The sequence below is a fragment of the Micropruina sp. genome (assembly GCF_047606665.1).
Lineage (GTDB): Bacteria > Actinomycetota > Actinomycetes > Propionibacteriales > Propionibacteriaceae > Micropruina.
The window spans coordinates 1-16,570 of sequence record NZ_JASGEF010000014.1; the positions used below are offsets into that span (position 1 = coordinate 1).

A 16,570-nucleotide genomic window follows, 5' to 3' on the forward strand; every position below is an offset into this window, starting at 1 on the left:
CGGCGCACCCGGACGGGCGATCTGCGGCCCCCAAATCTTGCGCCGTACGTCCAGTACGCCCACAAGATCTGGGGGCCGCAGCTCATCCCGCCGGGCACGTCCTCGCTCGGAACAGCATTGATCAGCGGTTCCTTAGGCCGCCTGGTCGGCGAGCAGCCAGCGACGCATCCGGCGCAGTGCGCGGGCCTCGTGCCGGCGCAGCGTGCTGATTGACATGCCGAGGGTCTGCGCCGCCGTCGCCTGGCGCAGTGCCGGGTCGCCGTCCAACCCGAACCGGGTGCGCACCACCTCGGCCTCGACGAAGGGCAGGGCGCGCAGCAGGGTGCGCACATCGGGGTGTTCCTCGGGCTCGTGCGGCGTCTCGGCGGCGAGGTCTGGGTCGAGCGGCGCCCACAGCGGGAGATGTCGCATGCGGGCCACCCACCGTTCGGTGCGCCCGAGCAGGCGAGCCAGGTCCGCGTCGGTGGCGGTCCGCTGCAGTTCGCCGGTGAGCTCGTCGGCCAGGCCGCGGACGCCTCGGGCGCGCAGCGCCGTCCGGACCGAGACGGGCACCCGCTGGTCGACGGCGGCATCCCAGACGCGGCGCCGGATCCACTGGAGGGCATAGGTGCTGAACCGATACCCGGACGCCCAGTCCCAACGTTGCAGGGCCTCGGCGAGACCGAGGAAGCCTTCCTGGAAGAGCTCGTCCAGTCCGGCCGGCGAGCGGCGAGCCTCATGTGCGGCGACGCTTTGGACGAGCCGCAGGTTCGCCAGAAGGAACCGCTGCCAGGCGTCGCGCCCGCGACGTTCCAGTTCCATCAGTTCCGTGATCGTGCCGACCGAATCGTCGCCGCGTTCCAGTCGTTCGCCGGCCAGCAGCCCGGCCTCGATGGCCCGTGCCAACCGGATCTCGTCGTCCGCTCCCAACAGCTCTGTCGCATTGCTCATGGCGTCGATGCTCACCGGCGGCGGCGTCCCGTTCACTCGAATCGGGCCGGTTGTGGAGGCAACATCGTGACAACACCAATTTCTCTGGATGACTCACAAACCGCCCAAAGCGACCCTGACAAGGGCTTCAGCTCAGTGGTCGACCAGGAACGAGATGCCGTAGTAGATGACCAGCGGCAGGTAGGCCAGAGACAGCAGCACCGCGTTCAGCGCCAGATGGTCGCGCAGCACGGTGATGAACTCCCGGATCACCGCGCTCGGCCAGTAGTGGCGCGCGGTCGGGGCGCCGTCGGGGCGCCGACGGAGTAGCCGGCGATGCCGAGCCGGCGCATCAGCAGCGCGGCTCGGAAGGCGTGGAAGTTGCTGGTCACCGCGGCGATCGGGCCCTCGACGCCGCGCTGCGTCAACAGTTCGGTGCTGTAGGCGAGGTTCTGCTCGCTGGTGCGGGAGCGGTCCTCGATCACGATTGGGGGCGGGAAAGACGTCCTCGGTGAGGTAGTCGGCCATCGAACGGGCTTCCGCGACCGGCTCGTCCGGGCCCTTGCCGCCCGAGGTGACCAGCAGGGGCGGATGATCGGCGAACCGCTCGGACAATGCCCGTCCGCGGTGGATCCGGGCCGCAAGCAGCGGCGGCACTTTGCCGCGGATCAGGCCCGAGCCGAGCACGACGACCGCCGCGACCGGGCCGCCGCGCCGTCCCATGATGGCCTGGTAGAGCGCGCCGTAGAGCAGGAAGGCCACGAAGCCGAAGCCGAGGTAACTCATCGGAAGGCCGAGAAGCAGCAACGCCAGCGCCCATTGCGACGAGCCGGTGACCACCACCAAGGCCCACAGGCCGAGATTGCCGAGCATGCCGACGCCGAGGCCCAGCCCGAGCAGGCGGGACAGTGCTCTGCCCTCGCGGCGCAGCAGGGTGATGCCGGTGACGATCAGGAAGCCAGCCAGCGCCAGCACGGTGCCCAACAGGATGACCAGCAGTGCGAGTAGGGCGTAGGCGCCGAGCATCTGATCGAAACGCTCGGCCGTGGCGATGATCAGGCCGGCCACCGAGGTCAGCGCCCAGATCAGCAGCGCCAACAGATACAGCGCCGTCCGCATCTTCCGCGGATCGGATCTCGCGCTGCCGACCAGCGCCACCAGGAGCACGACGGCGCCGACGGGCAACTCCAGCATGTTCGACCGACCTCCCGGCGCGGTGCCAACCTCGCGCGGACCAGGCCAGAAACGCTAGCAGCAAGGCCGCCGCGCAACCGGGAGGACCTGGCGGTCTGGCAACGCAGATCACGGCGCTCGAAAGCCGATTTCTGGTGGTTATGACGACCACTAGGCGGGCCGATTCTCACTCGAGCCACTTTTTGGTTGAAATAGATACCGCCCAGGGGTATCCCATAGCAACAAAAAAGTGGTTCCAGTCCAAGCCGGACTCCGGCAAGCTGACCATAACCACAAAAATCCGGTCTGAGTGCCTTGAGAGGTTTCCGTGGGTCCGGGCGAACTGGAGCCGGAGGCTCACGAGGTCTTTGCGGCGGCGCGCTCAGTGGCGAGTCGACCGCGCTCGGACAGGTATTCCCGCAGCCCTTCCGGAGGTACCTCAATGCCGTCGTCAGCGTCGAGGGCAGTGATGCCGCTGCTGACAGCCGATCGGAGTGTGTTCAGGCGGGCTGCCTCAGGGACATCGTGTTCGCCAAGCGTCGCCAGGAGTTGCTGTGCCAACTCAGCCCGCTCGGCTCGAGGCAGCGTTTTCGCGGTCTTGAGGATCTGGGCGGAGGTCGGCATCATGCCCTACTGTATGCCGGGACCCGTCAGTTCTCCCATGGCCCTTTGAGTGGGCAGTGCCGTCGGACCGTTGGAGGGGGCTCCGCAGCGGCCCCTCGCACTCAGGGGGTTCGTGTTGGTGTGACGCCTATCAGCAGCTGGGTCAGCCGTAGGCTTGGCGCCATGCGCCGCTTTGTTCCCGGCGTCCAGCCGACGATCGACTATCCGCCTGGCGAGGTGTTGCGCTGGGCGGGTCGGTGGTCCGGGCCGGTGGTGCGGTCGCGGGTCGGACGCCAGCGGTACGTCTATCTGCTCGGGCAGGCCGTCGGATCGTGTGCTCTTCGCCGTCGTTCGAATTGGTCGGATACCTCCATGGCCTGCGGGGTCAGCACAGCGTCCCTGTTCTTCGCATCCGTGGGTAGCATGCTTCCCGAGGGTCTGTTGGGATCATCACGTGATGGGAGCCGAAAAGGATACGGACACGACCGTCCTGGCAGCCATCGTTTCTGCCTTCGTGGCAGCCGTCACAACCTTGATTCTCGATGTTAGGCGAGACCGCCGCGCGGATCGTAGAGAAGAGATCAATAGTCGCGCCAGCCGGCTTTCGGAGTTCCTCGGGTCGACTCACCAAGCGGTCGTCTTGATCGGGATCCTCGCTCAAACTCCTGTGTCCAGGAAGACGTCCTTTCGGGAAGGCGTGGAGTTTATGGCGAATGAGGCTCGGGAGACGACGGCACTCAACGCGATCCAGCTTCTTGATCCTGAGAATGTGGTGGTTGCCTGTGTTCGACTCCACCGGGCGCTGGTTGATCTGCAGCACTTCGCTCTTTCGAAGGAGTGGACTCCGTCAGAGTGGGAACCACGAAGAAATTGGTCAATGCGTCGGTAGATGCCGTTCGCGATGCAGCACACCAGGCAATGGGTCGATCAACCCTCAATCGTCGAGAGGCACCGGGACGCCGGGGACGAGGAGGTCCACCAACGGTCTCGAACCAACGGTGACGATAGTTAACAGTCAGTCAACTAGTCGCTCACGCACCGGGCTCAGCGGATGCCGTTGAGGTAGGCGAGTACCGCGCGGACGCGGCGATTGTCCTCGTCCGGACCGAGATCGAGTTTGGCGAAGATGTTCGCCACATGTTTGGCGACCGCAGCCGGGGTGATCACCAGTTGGCGGGCGATCTGTTGGTTGGCGGCACCTTTGGCCATCAGAGACAGCACTTCGAGTTCACGTGGGGTGAGCCGGCTGAGCCTTGGATCGCTGCGCCGGGCGTTGAGCAGCTGGGCGACGACCTCGGGGTCCATCACCACTTCGCCGGCGGCGACGAGTTCGGCTGATCGCATGAAGTCCGCGACGCGTCCGACCCGTTCTTTCAGCAGGTAGCCCACGCCGCCGACGGCATTGGTTTCCAGCAACGTGGCGGCGTAGGCGGGGGCCACATATTGGCTGACCATCAGCATCGGCAGGCCGGGGTAGGCGTCCCGCAGCTGCACGGCGGCCCGCAAGCCGTCGTCCGTCATCGTGGGCGGCATCCGGACGTCGGTGATGACCAGGTCGGGGAGCCCGTCGGGTCCGTCGGCGAGCCGGGTGCATTGCGCGATCAGCTCGGGGGCGTCCCCGGCCTCGGCCACCACCTGGTGGCCGGCGCGCTCCAACAGTCCGACCAGCCCGGCCCGGATCAACGCGGCGTCGTCGGCGACCAGGATCCGCATGCCGTCCCCTTCTCGTGTCTGGGTCACGGTAGCCCCTGCCAGCCGGAGGGGTGGGGGAAGCTCGCCCGGATGATCGTCGGACCGCCCGGCGGGCTGCTGACCCAACAGCCGCCGCCGAAGGTCTGGACGCGTTCGATCATGCCGCTCAGACCGTGCCCCGGCCGGACCACCGCGCCACCGCGTCCGTCGTCGTAGACCTCGATCTGCAGCTGATCGGTCAGGGCCACCCGGACCGACATGGTGGACGCCTGGGCGTGCTTGACCGCGTTCGTGAAAGCCTCGCTGACCAGGTAATACGCTGCCAGGGCCAGCTGCTCCGGCGGCTGCTGGTGACCGGTGATGGTGACTGTGACCGGCACCGGCTGGCGCTCGGAGAGCTCGCGGACGGCGTCCGCCAGCCCCCGGTCGGTGAGGATCTGCGGATGGATGCCGCGGACCGTGTCGCGCAGCGACGTCATGGCGGCCTCCATCGACGAGTGGGCGGCCGCCAGCGCGTCGCGGACCGCCTCCGGGCGTCCGGTGTCGAGCGCGTACTCGGCCTCGCCCAATTGCATGCTGAGCAGCACCAGATGCTGTTGGGCGCCGTCGTGCAGATCGCGTTCGATCCGGCGCCGTTCGGCGGCGAAGACGTCCACCAGTTCGCGGCGGGACGAGGTGAGCTGATCGACCTGCTCGCGCAGCTCGGTGCGTGGCCGGATCAGATCCTCGACCAGAATCGCCTGCACACTGGCCAGCGCCCAGGCGACGTAGAGCCCGGCGATCAGCAGGACCACCAGGGCGCCGAGCGCGAGGAACGCATCGCCGTGGACCGGCTCGCCGATCCGGCTGACCAGGGCGGTCGAGATGCCCAGCACCAGCGTCACCACGATCGCGCCAGGCAGGAAGTCGACCAGGGCGAACAGCACCGCGATGCCCCAGACGGCGAGGTTGCCCGAACGCAGGCCGTTGGCGTCCCACGGATGCCGGATCGGTCCGCTCGGCAGCGGCCCCGGCCGATGCAAACCCAGTAGCCGCAGCCGGTATGCCTCCACGTTCGCGGTGCCCCAGGCCACCAGCGGCAGCACGAACAGGCCGACGATGCCGGCGATCAGCGCGAGCATGCCGCCCACGATCGCGGTCGCGCAGTACGCCACCGCACCCCAACCGAGCGGGCTGACCAGCATCCGCAGCGGGTTCGGCGGCGGCTTCAGCCGGGCGCGGATCGCCGCCTCGTGGGATGGGTCGGGTTGCGTCACGATGCCACCCTAGGAGGGTCGGCACCCGGATGGCAGGGCGCCACCACCACCGCCGGGTAGTGCTGGCACTACCCGCAGGACACCGGACAGCGCCCGTGGGCGGCCGGCCGCGAATCGATTGGCTTGATGGCATGACAGCGAACCAGCCGCAGCCCGGCCTCAGGGCCCACCAGATCTCCAAGTCCTTCGGCGACGTCCGAGCCCTCGACCGGGTCAGCATCGACATTCCGGCCGGTCAGTCGGTGTCGGTGATGGGGCCGTCCGGCTCGGGCAAATCGACGCTGCTGCACTGCCTGGCCGGCATTCTGCGTCCGGACGCCGGCGACGTCAGCCTCGGCGACGAGCCGGTCTCGCTGGCCTCGGGCGCCGCCCGCAGCCGGATCCGGCTGGCCCGGATGGGTTTCGTCTTCCAGGACGGGCAGCTGCTTCCCGAACTCAGCGCGCTGGAGAACGTGGCGCTGCCGTTGCTGCTGCTCGGACGTCCGCGTCCGGAGGCGTTCCGGCGGTCCGGCGACTGCCTGCAGTGGCTTGGTCTGGCCGGGCTGGAGGCGCGGCGTCCGGGTCAGCTCTCCGGTGGGCAGGCGCACCGGGTCGCCATCGCCCGTGCCCTGGTCGGCCAGCCGGACGTTGTCCTCGCCGACGAACCGACCGGCGCACTCGACCAGGCCACCGGTGCCGAGGTGATGCGGGTGCTGACCTCCGCGGTCGCCGCGGTCGGCGCCAGCCTGGTCGTGGTCACCCACGACGCCGGCGTCGCGGAGTGGTGCCAGCGCCACGTCGAGATCGTCGATGGCCAGGTCAGCAACGACTTCCTCAGCCGGAGGGCCGCGTGATGAACCAGTTCCGTGTCGCCCCGCTGCTGTTGCGCGGCCGGATCCGTGCCGGCAACGGGCTGATCGATCTGCTCGCCGTGCTGGCCTTCACGGTGAGCAGTTGGCTGCTGCTCTCGGTGCTCGCCGGCGTGAACGTCTTCGTCAACCGCCAGAGCAGTCCGCCGGCGGCCTTCGTGGCGGCGCTCGGCGTGGACGCAAGCCAGGGTGTTGCCGAGTTGGCGATCTGGACGCTGCTGGCGGCCTGCGCCGGCGTCCTGCTGATCGTGCCACTGGTCACCCTGGGGGCGGCCGCCGCCCGGATGGGTGCGCTGGGACGCGATCAGCGGCTCTCCACGCTGCGGCTGCTGGGCATCACCGGTGGCCAGGCGGTCGGGCTGAGCACCGTCGAGACGATGCTGGCCGCGGTGGTCGGGGGAGTGCTGGGCACTCTGGGCTATCTGGCGACCCTGCCGGCGTGGGCCGCGATCGGCTTCCAGGCGACCCCGCTGAGCGGGACCGAGATGCTGCTGCCGCTGTGGGCGATCGCGGCCACCGTCGGCGGACTGGTGCTGCTCGCCGGGCTGAGCTCGGTGAGCGGGCTGATGCGGCTGCACATCTCACCGTTGGGCGTGGCGCGTCGGGCACCCCGTCCGGCGTTGAAGCTGTGGCGGCTGCTGATCGTGCCGGTGGCGATCGGCGCCTGGCTGGTGATCGCCCCGATGCTCAACCTGGCCCGCGAACTGGTCGTCTCGGCGGTGGTGATCCTGATCGGGCTGGGCCTGTTCATGGGTGTGATCAACCTGGTCGGACCCTGGTTGCTGCAACTGCTCGGCGTTCTCTTCACTCGTTCCGGACGCCCCGCGGTGCTGCTCGCCGGACGCCGGCTGCTCGCCGATCCGAAGGGCGCCTGGCGTTCGGTGGCCGGTCTGGCCTTCGTCGGCTTCACCGGCGGCGCCTTGGTCAGCGTCCCTGATTTCACGGCCTATAGCGGCGATCCGCTGCTGCGCATTCTGGCCGCCGACGTCCGCACCGGCACCTATCTGACCGTCGGTATCGCCTTTCTGGTGGCGGCTACATCGACCCTGCTGAACCAGGCGTCCGCCGTTTTGGACCGGCGCCGCGAGCTGCGCCAGCTGGCCAACCTGGGGGTGCCGCGCAGCCTGCACGACCAGACCCGGCTGGTCGAGGTGGTCGCCCCCGCCGCGCTCAGCGCGGTCGGCTCCGGAGGGTTGGCGATGCTGTTCTTCGCGCAACTGCCGTCGATGGCGGGTGCCCCGATCGGGCCGTTCCTGTTCGCGCTGTCGCTGCTGGCCGGTGTCGCGCTGGTCTGGGCAGCGGGGGAGGCCTGCCGTCCGGTCTTGCGCGCAGCGCTCGCAGGAGTCGGTGTGCGCGCGGAATAGGTTGGCGGTTCGGGGGACGGTTCCTCTTCGGTTCAAGAAACTGTCCCCTGAACTGGATCGGAACCATCCCCACCGTCCCATTCGGTGCTGGATGGCGTCGATCAAGGCTGTGCGACGACACTGGCGGAGGAAATACGGTGTGGGTGTCGATTTCCCGGCACACCGTTCGTCTCAGCTGCGACCGAAACGAGAACGAAGGAGAGCAACCGATGCAGTACGTGATGCTCGTCTATCAGGGCGACGCCCAGGACCGGCAGGCTGCGTTGTCCGAGCAGGAGCAGGCGCAGGTGTATGCCGACTATCGCGCAATCGCCGAGACCGCGGGGGTCACCACGATGCCGCCGCTGGGCACCGCCGAGGACGCGACGACCGTGCGGGTGCGGAACGGCGCGATTCTGACCACCGACGGGCCGTTCGTCGGCATGAAGGAGGCGATTGGGAGCGTCTTCGTCTTTGAGGCCGACGACTTGGACGCCGCGATCGAACTGGCCGCCCGCGTCCCCGCCGCGCGGTACGGCGGAGCTGTCGAGATCCGGCCCTCCGCGGTGTATTGGTGACGGTGCTGGAAGACGTCTTCCGAGCCGAGTGGGGACGGGTGCTGGCCACCCTGATCGGTCTCGTCGGCGACTTCGACCTCGCCGAGGAGGCCACGCAGGAGGCGTTCGCCATCGCCGCCGAGCGGTGGCCGCGCGACGGCGCACCGAGCCATCCACGGGCCTGGCTGATCACGACCGCCCGGAATCGGGCCATCGATCGGATCCGCCGCGATCAGAGGTTCGCCGCCGCACTCGGCCGGCTCACGCCGTCCGGCTCGGCGGAGGAGTGGGTGAGTCGCACCAGTTTTCCCGATGAGCGGCTGGAGTTGATCTTCAGCTGTTGTCATCCGGCGCTCGCGGTGGAGGCGCAGGTGGCGCTGACCCTGCGCACCGTGGGCGGGCTGAGCACAGCCCAGATCGCTCGGGCATTCCTGGTTCCCGAACCCACCATGGCGCAGCGCCTGGTCCGCGCCAAACGCAGGATCAAGGTGGCGCGGATTCCGTTCCGGGTGCCACCGGCCGATCGACTCCGGGAACGCCTGGAGGCAGTGCTCGCGGTGGCCTATCTGATCTTCAATCAGGGTTACCTGGGCCCGAAGGTTCTCGCTGACGAGGCGATTCGGCTCGGACGTGCCATGGTCGAATTCCTGCCCGACGAGGCCGAACCGCGAGGGCTGCTCGCGATGATGCTGCTGCACGAGTCCCGTCGGGACGCCTGGCAACACGATGGCGAGCTGGTGCTGTTGGCCGATCAGGACCGCTCGTTGTGGGACACGACGCTGATCGCGGCCGGTCGTGCCGAACTCCACACGGCGATCGGGCTGGGCGGACGCGGACCGTACGTGATCCAGGCGGCGATCGCGTCCCTGCACGCCGAGACGCCGAACGACTGGACGCAGATCGCCGCCCTGTACGGAGAGCTGGGACGCCGGACCGGCTCGGCTGTCGTCGAACTGAACCGTGCCGTCGCTGTTGCCGAGACCGAGGGACCCGAGGCCGGCCTGTGCCTCGTCGACGGCCTTGGACTGGATGAGTTCCGCTACCTGCATTCGACCAGGGCCGACCTATTGCGGCGGCTCGATCGCGTGGACGAGGCCCGCTCTGCCTACCGCCGCGCCTGGGAGCTCAGTGACGACGAGGTCGAGCGACGTTTCCTGGAGCGGCGATTGGACGAACTGAACCGGATCGGAACCGTCCCCTGAACCGGAAAGGAAGTCCCCTGAACCGGAAGGGAACCGTCCCCAATCTGGTTTCAGGGGGCTACTGCGGTGGAGGCGAGTTGGACCATCAGGTTGATGGTGCAGGCGAGCACCACGGCACCGAGCAAATAGGACAGCAGAGAATGCCGCAGCACGGCCCGGCGGACCGGACGGGTGTGCAGGTTGGTGTCGGAGACCTGATAGGTCATGCCGAGGGTGAAGGCGAGGTAGGCGAAGTCCTGATAGTCGGGACGGTCGCCGTTGAAGTCGATCGCCTCGGCGTCCGGGTCGGCGTAGTAGAGGCGTCCGTAGTGGACGGTGTAGAGGGTGTGCACCAGCACCCACGAGCAGGCCACCACGATGGAGCCGAGTAGTGCCTCGACCGGGAATTGTTCTCCTGAGCGGGCTCCGACAAGCAGGAATGCGACTCCGGCGACGCTGGCCAGCGACGCCAGGGTGAGGATGATGACCGTGCCGCCGTGGCTGGGGTCCTCCTGCGTGGCGTGCGCATGGGTCTGGTCGGGATCGAACCGGAACAGGGCCAGCGCCGTCCACCCGACATAGATCACCGAGAGGGCGATCCATCCGGCGGCGGCCGCCACCGCAGGCCCGCGCCACCCCCACAGCATGACCGTGACCACGGCACCGAGCAGTGCGGCGACGCTGGGCCGCACCCAGGCCGGCTGGAGCTTCATGGCAGTAGTCAACCACCGCGCCCCACGGTGATGAGATCCGACCGCCGGTGTCGCCGCCGGCGGCCGCCGTCCGGCAACGTAGGCTGAACCATCCGACCTGGTGAGGAGACCGGTGAGACCTCCGATTGAGCGGCGGACGCCGCGCACGTTCGGCCTCGGGAGATTCGCCTGGCCGGGGCGTTCGTCGCGCACCGGACCGCTTCTCGACGGGCCGGACGGTGGGCCCCACGATCGGCCCACGGGTCTGCGCACCCTGATTCTGGCGGCCGGAGTAGGGGCCGGTCACAACCAGGCCGGCAATGCCGTCGAGCACGCATTGGCGCAGCTGCCCGAGGTCGATCAGGTGCTCAACATAGACATCCTGGAAACTACCAACGAGGCGTTCCAGAAGCTCTACGACGACGGCTATTTCGCATTGGTCGACGAGGCTCCCTGGGTGGTCGGCTGGGGCTACGACAGCCAGGATTCGCCGTTCAAACTCGCGCCGCTGGTGCAATGGTGGGATCAGCTGAACACCACCGCGGTGGTGCGGAGAATTCGCGACTATGACCCCGACGTGGTGATCTGCACCCATTATCTGCCGGCCCGGTTGGTGTCATTGATGCTGGCCCGGCGGCAGCTCCGGGCGTCGTTGAGCGTGGTGACCACCGACTACGACTTCCAGGGCTTGTGGCTCACCTCGCCGTTCAACCACTTCTTCGTGGCGCGGGACGAGGCATATGAGCACATGGCCAACCTCGGCGTCCCGCGCGATCGGATTCGGGTCTCCGGCATTCCGGTGCGACACGGGCTGGCCGATCATGTGGACGCCGCCGCGGTCCGAAAGCGATTCGGGCTGCACCCGCGACTGCCCATCGTGTTGATCTCCGCAGGCGCGTCCGGCGGCAGTTACACGCTCAACATCGTCCGCCAGGTGCGGCGCAGCGACCAGCGTTTCCAAGCGGTCGTGGTGTGCGGTCGCAACCAGCAGCTGCGCGGTCAGATCGCCGAGATCGTGAAGAACGATCCGGAACGCTTCCGGGTGCTCGGCTACACCACCGAGATGGCCGATCTGATGCGCATCTCCACCCTGTTTGTGGGCAAGCCGGGCGGCCTGTCGTCGTCGGAATGCATGGCCGCAGGGCTACCGATGGCGATCATCAATCCGATCCCCGGGCAGGAGGTTCGCAACGCCGACTTCCTGGTCGAAGAGGGCGCGGCGGTGCGCTGCAATTACGCGACCACGGTCGGCTACAAGATCGACTCGCTGCTGGCCGACCACGGACGGCTCCGGGCGATGGCAGCCAACGCGCGCCGGATCGGACGCCCGGATGCCGGCCATGCCGTCGCGACGGATTCGCTGGCGTCCCCGGTTCAGCCGCTGTGGATCGGCCGCGAAGCGAAGAAGTCGATGCTGTTGGCCGGCGAGGAAGGGATTCCGGCCGCGGATCTGCCGGACGAACGCATGCTGCGGTCGCTGACCGATCCGGTCACCGGCGCGTCCCTGGCGCTGGTCACGCAGGCGCAGCTGCGCCCGCTCGGCGTGACCGACTGGTCGACTTCGGTGCGAGTCAGCCGCAAAGCGCTGCGCGCCCTGGTCTGGCAGCCGGACAACCTCGATCTCGTGGTCACCTGCCGATGGCTGCTCGGCGCCGAACGGTCCCGGATCTTCGGGCTGTCCTGAGACAACGCACCGATTCGGTCAGCACCGTTGCCGGAATCTCAATCGAGGACTGTAAAGCTGGCGACAACAGGGTGATGATCGGAACAATCGTTTGGTGTAGCTACGTTTCTCGTATGGAGGCAACCAGTTGGGATGGCCTTCACATCGGCACTGAACGCGGTCACCACGGCGGCATTGGCATAGCGGCGACGACGGTTCAGCGGGAGGCGGGGCGGCGCATGAGTACGAGCGTGACTGGATAGCCCTCGGTGACCTTGACGCGGCTTGCCTCGGCGAAGCCAAATCGCTCGAAGTCCGAGATCGATGAGCCAAGTCTGCCTCGGTCTGCGAAGACCCAGAGATGAGAGAGTTTCTCGAGTCGATCGCGGATCTGGTCTACCCGTAGCGATGGCTGCTTCAGCCTATTCTGCTTCCAGCGGTCGGTGCGTTGTTCGCCGAGGTTGATGAGGCCGTCCATCTCGGTGTGGAACGCCCACCACAGGACGTGGCGGTCGTTGTTGACGATATACACGTTGTCGCCCGGCTGAGTCAGTTCGGCGAGCTTCGCAGCGACAGCAGATGCAGTGATATGAGCCTCTGGCTGGCGGCTAATCCACAGCGCGGGAATTGCCGTCGCCAAGAGTAGGAGTGTGGTGATCGCCTTCAACCAGTAGCTGCGTAGCCAGTCAATTAATAGTGCCAAGAGGATGGCGAGTGCTGGCGCACTTGCCGTGACGTACCGTTCGGTATACATGGGTTGCCGTAGGCTCATCAGCATCAGGATCGCCGTAGGCAGGACGAGCCACGCGACAAGGAAAATGGTCTTCGATCTAGACTCCGCTGATAGGCATAGCCTGACTGCATTGACTAACGCGGCTATTAAGAGTATCGAACCGAGGAAGCTCGTCGGCGTTACCCCCCAAAATGCGCCCTGTAAGACCTGTACGGGTGTGACGGGATACCTTTCGAGCCACGAAACCTGCGCAGTCTGGCGGATCGCGAGTAGCGCCAACGGGGTGGCCAATAGTCCAGCAATGAGTGAGGCTATCAAGCCGCGAATTTGTTGGGCCCGAGGCATCCAGATTAGCGTCAGTGGAACGGCGACGTAGATTAGTGCCACGTACAGGAATAGGTATACTGACGCTGCGGCTAGTATGGAATAGAGTGCCCACCAGGCCACCCGTCCATCGCTGGATGCTTTCCAGAATGCTGCCATTGCCGCGACGCCGAGGGTGGTGGAAATGGCAAAGGAACGAGCCTCGGCGCCCGCCCAGGTTGCTTGCGGGAGGATCGCAAAGATCAGGCCCGCCGACGGCCCGACGCTGCGCGAGCCGATCCTTGCGGCTAGGACCGTCACAAGTGCAGTGGCTATGCCGATGCCTAGCGCGGAGACAAGTCGAAGGCTGAGAATGGACGAACCGAAGATGTGCACCCATGCGCGCATGCCGAGGTAATAGACGCCATGAACGGCATCAATCTGGCTCAGCATCGCACGAAGTGCGGAGAGGCTTCGCTCGTTCGCGATCCAGGTGGCAGCCTCATCGCGCCACGGCAGAGGGCCGTCGATGCCGATCAGGCTCACGAGGAGGCCGACCAGCCCAGTCGCAATGGATAGGGTCGGGAGGGAAGCGTGGGGGCGCGCAATCACCAGTGGATGCTACCGTGACCTGGCCGCTAGGGGTTTCACCTCGGTGGTCTGGAAGACCGCAAGGCGGCCCCGACCTACTCCCGACGGAGACGCGCCTGCCTAGCGCGCGGCGCATTCCTTGCCGATGACGACGTCCGTCGGGTGCGCGATCGGTGTGGTGCGCACCTTCACCGGGCCATATTTTCCGGCTGGGCCGGTGAAGGTGACCGAGACGGTCACCTTCTTGGCGCCGAGATCTTGGACGGTCATGAACGACGGCACCGGACGTCCCAGATCGGTGGAGTCGACCGGACGCCAATTCCACGACTTCTTGGCGGGCCGCTGGGAGGCGGTGACCGTGGTGCCGGGCGGGCCGTAGATGAACAGCTGGGTGCGGTACACCTTGGTCCGCCAATCACCGCCGACGACATATGTCGGCAGCTTGCTGCTCTGCGCCTTGGTCAGGTCGAGCCAGACGGTGGTCGACACGGTGAACGAGCGAGTGCCGTCCGCCTCGCAGCGGGTGGTGGTGTTGACCTTCGACCGCAGGTAGTAGTCGATCTTCGACCCGAGCGAGGCGTCGCGGTAGAAGACGCCGATCGTGGTGGTTTCGTCGTTGGTGGTCGGCAGAATGCCGGCGATGGCCGTGTCCGCCACCTTCTCCTGAATGGCCGGGTCGGCGCTCCAGAACATGATGCTGCCGCTGGCGATGCCGTCCGAGATCGCCGACGCGAGCTTCGCCGGATCGAATTTCCCGCTGACCAGTTTGTCCATCACCGACATCGCGACCTGTTTGAAGATCTCGTCCGCCCGGTCGGGCTCGTACAGCTGATAGGCCCGACTGAGCAGGAACGAGACGGCGTTGTCACTGCCGATCGTGTGGCCGTCGACCTTCACCGGACCGGTGGCCCGCATCACATGGGCCAGCGCCAGCGGATCGACGGAGATCACCCCGTCGACCGGGTCGGGGTCGATGTCGCGGTTCCAGAACGCGCGGATCGTCTTGGCGGCGGTCGGGAAGTCGGGACGTCCGACGCTGGTGTTGAGGTGGGTGATCAGATAGTCGTTGTAGAGATCGAGCGCGCTCTGATCGATATCGGACTTGACCGCGACGCCATTGCGGTAGTCGTTGCTGTCGGCCTGTTTGACGATTGTCGCGTTGCCGTCGGCGAACCGGATCAGGCTCTGCGACGCCACGCTGCCGCCGAGTGCCAGTACCTCGGCGTTCGTCTGGGCGGCCAGCAAGTAGTTGCGCGGGCCGTTGTTGCCGAGCATGCCCGGCAAGATCTGCAGCACCGGATCGGCGGCGTCGAGCACGTCGCCGAGCTGATCGACGCCGGCTCGCACCTGGGGAAGCAGATCGGGGCTGGTCCTGACCTGCCGAAGTTGGGCGGTCAGCATCGTGATCGCGGTGGAGGCGCGCTGGGTCAGCGGCATCAGCCGGCGCAACGTGGGCTCGGAGCCGGGCGCGTCGAGGGCTGCCAATGCCGGGATCGCCAGGCCGGCACTGAGCTGGTGCATCGCCTGCGACGCGATCCGTGCTGCCCGCAGGTTGGTGCCGATCACCGGCATGTTCTCGGCCGCCGCCCACAGCATGCCGCTGCTGGCGTCCACCGCGCTCGCCGACCGGTCGGCGACGACCCGCAGCCCCGTTCGCGGGTCGGCACCCTTGCGGACGTCGTTGACGGCAGTCTGCGCCGCGGTCAGATCGGACTGTACGGTCAGCACCCGCGAACCGAGCCAGGCGGCGAGACCGCCGACCACCAGCACCACCGCCAACGCGAACAGTAAGATCCAGCGGGTTCGACGGCGCCGTCCGGCCGACCGTCGCGGTGCGGGGCCGGTTGAGGGGGTGCCGTCGCCCGCCGCGTCGTTCGGGGAAGCGGCAGTCGTCATGGTGACGATGGTAGTCATCGCGGAAGTCCGGGTGCCGGCGGCACTCGTCCGCCGACTAGGGACACTAGGAAGGGGTGGGCATGGCGTCCGATCAGTTACGGACGGCGGCGCCGACGCTGCGCTGGGCGATCGACACCGCGGCCACCCCCGGTCGATGGGGCGATCTCTGGGGCGACACCCACTTCGCGGTCTCGCTCGCGCATGCCCTGCGCCGGCTGGGGCAGCAGGTGACGATCGACCGTCGGGACACTCGCGACCGGCCCTCCCGTGCCGCCGACGACGTGGTGCTGGGCCTGCGCGGCCTCGAACTGGGAAGGCCGCGGCCGGGCCAGCTGAACCTGCTCTGGGTGATCTCCCACCCCGACGAGGTGACCGCCGAGGAAGCCGGTCGCTACGACAGGGTCTTCGCGGCGTCCCCGCGCTGGGCCCGGCAACGGAGCGACGAATGGGGAATCCCGGTGATCCCGCTGCTGCAGTGCACGGACGCCGAGCTGTGCCGTCCGGAGCGAACCGGGGCCGGCACAGCCGGCGGGGTGCTGTTCCTGGGCAACGCGCGGCGCGGCGCGCACCGTCCGATCGTCGAGGCGGCCGCAGCGGTCACCGACGTCGCGATCATCGGCACCGGCTGGGAGAACACCGAGCAGGCCGACCGGGTGGTCGCCACCTCGGTGCCCAACGACCAGGTGGGCGCCTATTACGCAGCCGCGGACGTGGTGCTCAACGACCACTGGAGCGATATGCGCGATGCCGGGTTCGTCTCGAACCGGTTGTTCGACGCGGTGGCCTGCGGAGCCCGGGTGCTGAGCGACCCGGTCGACGCAATGGCGGAACTCTTCGACGGCAGCGTCATCACCTGCGAGTCGGCGGACGACGTCCGCGCGGCGCTGGCCGGCGACCCGGATCAGGTCTGGCCGGACCGGGCCCGGCGGTTGGCCACCGCGGCGCGGGTGCGCGCCGAGCATTCCTTCGATCAGCGTGCCGCCACCCTGCTGGAGCATGCGCTGACCCTGACGGCGTCCAAACCCGGCCGGGGCACAAACCCTGCCGAGCGAACGGGCGTCCCTCCGGCCCGTCCGCTCGGACGCAGGTGGTGGTGGCTCGGCCGACGGCGTCGGTGAGTTAGGGTCTCG

General features: G+C 67.6%; 14 protein-coding genes and 1 pseudogene. 6 read left to right on the forward strand and 9 right to left on the reverse strand.

Annotation, left to right across the window (positions count from 1 at the left end):
• Window positions 1-132 precede the first annotated feature (132 nt).
• The 6 genes and pseudogenes from QM619_RS03855 to QM619_RS03880 form a co-directional block, all read right to left on the reverse strand.
• Window positions 133-930 (reverse strand): sigma-70 family RNA polymerase sigma factor, encoded by a 798-nt coding sequence (locus QM619_RS03855; RefSeq protein WP_415104500.1) that lies wholly within the window; start codon window positions 928-930, stop codon window positions 133-135.
• Between the two features lie 248 nt (window positions 931-1,178).
• Window positions 1,179-1,394 carry an ElyC/SanA/YdcF family protein gene (locus QM619_RS03860; protein ID WP_415104547.1) on the reverse strand — a complete coding sequence of 72 codons (216 nt, stop codon included), beginning with the start codon at window positions 1,392-1,394 and terminating at the stop codon, window positions 1,179-1,181.
• A gap of 34 nt (window positions 1,395-1,428) precedes the next feature.
• Window positions 1,429-2,103, reverse strand: a pseudogene (locus QM619_RS03865) (YdcF family protein); the annotation flags it as partial.
• 336 nt (window positions 2,104-2,439) lie between these two features.
• On the reverse strand, window positions 2,440-2,706 hold the full coding sequence (locus QM619_RS03870; RefSeq protein ID WP_415104501.1) for a hypothetical protein: 267 nt from the start codon (window positions 2,704-2,706) through the stop codon (window positions 2,440-2,442).
• Window positions 2,707-3,729: 1,023 nt separating this feature from the next.
• Entirely contained in the window at window positions 3,730-4,425 is a 696-nt protein-coding gene (locus tag QM619_RS03875) for a response regulator (protein WP_415104503.1), read from the reverse strand.
• On the reverse strand, window positions 4,422-5,633 hold the full coding sequence (locus tag QM619_RS03880; protein ID WP_415104505.1) for a sensor histidine kinase: 1,212 nt from the start codon (window positions 5,631-5,633) through the stop codon (window positions 4,422-4,424). Before QM619_RS03880 ends, QM619_RS03875 begins: the two co-directional genes overlap by 4 nt.
• Before the next feature lie 131 nt (window positions 5,634-5,764).
• On the opposite strand from QM619_RS03880, the gene QM619_RS03885 reads away from it, so the two are divergent.
• From QM619_RS03885 to QM619_RS03900, 4 genes are all read left to right on the forward strand, one after another.
• Complete coding sequence (locus QM619_RS03885; protein WP_415104507.1) at window positions 5,765-6,466, forward strand: ABC transporter ATP-binding protein; 702 nt, start codon at window positions 5,765-5,767, stop codon at window positions 6,464-6,466.
• Window positions 6,466-7,845 carry a hypothetical protein gene (locus tag QM619_RS03890; protein ID WP_415104509.1) on the forward strand — a complete coding sequence of 460 codons (1,380 nt, stop codon included), beginning with the start codon at window positions 6,466-6,468 and terminating at the stop codon, window positions 7,843-7,845. Before QM619_RS03885 ends, QM619_RS03890 begins: the two co-directional genes overlap by 1 nt.
• Before the next feature lie 209 nt (window positions 7,846-8,054).
• Window positions 8,055-8,402 (forward strand): YciI family protein, encoded by a 348-nt coding sequence (locus QM619_RS03895; RefSeq protein ID WP_415104511.1) that lies wholly within the window; start codon window positions 8,055-8,057, stop codon window positions 8,400-8,402.
• Window positions 8,396-9,583, forward strand: a complete 1,188-nt coding sequence (locus tag QM619_RS03900) for an RNA polymerase sigma factor (RefSeq protein WP_415104513.1) — start codon at window positions 8,396-8,398, stop codon at window positions 9,581-9,583. The genes QM619_RS03895 and QM619_RS03900 overlap by 7 nt, the downstream gene beginning before the upstream one ends.
• 50 nt (window positions 9,584-9,633) lie before the next feature.
• On the opposite strand, the gene QM619_RS03905 is transcribed toward QM619_RS03900, so the two are convergent.
• Complete coding sequence (locus QM619_RS03905) at window positions 9,634-10,275, reverse strand: DUF1345 domain-containing protein (RefSeq protein WP_415104515.1); 642 nt, start codon at window positions 10,273-10,275, stop codon at window positions 9,634-9,636.
• 112 nt (window positions 10,276-10,387) lie between these two features.
• Between QM619_RS03905 and QM619_RS03910 the strand changes: the two genes are divergently transcribed.
• On the forward strand, window positions 10,388-11,938 hold the full coding sequence (locus QM619_RS03910; RefSeq protein ID WP_415104517.1) for an MGDG synthase family glycosyltransferase: 1,551 nt from the start codon (window positions 10,388-10,390) through the stop codon (window positions 11,936-11,938).
• A 196-nt stretch (window positions 11,939-12,134) separates the two neighbouring features.
• Here the strand turns inward: QM619_RS03910 and QM619_RS03915 are convergent, their stop codons facing one another.
• A complete protein-coding gene (locus QM619_RS03915) occupies window positions 12,135-13,565 on the reverse strand; it encodes a glycosyltransferase family 39 protein (protein WP_415104519.1) in 1,431 nt (476 codons plus the stop codon).
• A gap of 99 nt (window positions 13,566-13,664) precedes the next feature.
• Window positions 13,665-15,440 (reverse strand): DUF4012 domain-containing protein, encoded by a 1,776-nt coding sequence (locus QM619_RS03920; protein ID WP_415104521.1) that lies wholly within the window; start codon window positions 15,438-15,440, stop codon window positions 13,665-13,667.
• An 80-nt stretch (window positions 15,441-15,520) separates the two neighbouring features.
• Between QM619_RS03920 and QM619_RS03925 the strand changes: the two genes are divergently transcribed.
• Window positions 15,521-16,558 carry a glycosyltransferase gene (locus QM619_RS03925; RefSeq protein WP_415104523.1) on the forward strand — a complete coding sequence of 346 codons (1,038 nt, stop codon included), beginning with the start codon at window positions 15,521-15,523 and terminating at the stop codon, window positions 16,556-16,558.
• Window positions 16,559-16,570: the final 12 nt, after the last annotated feature.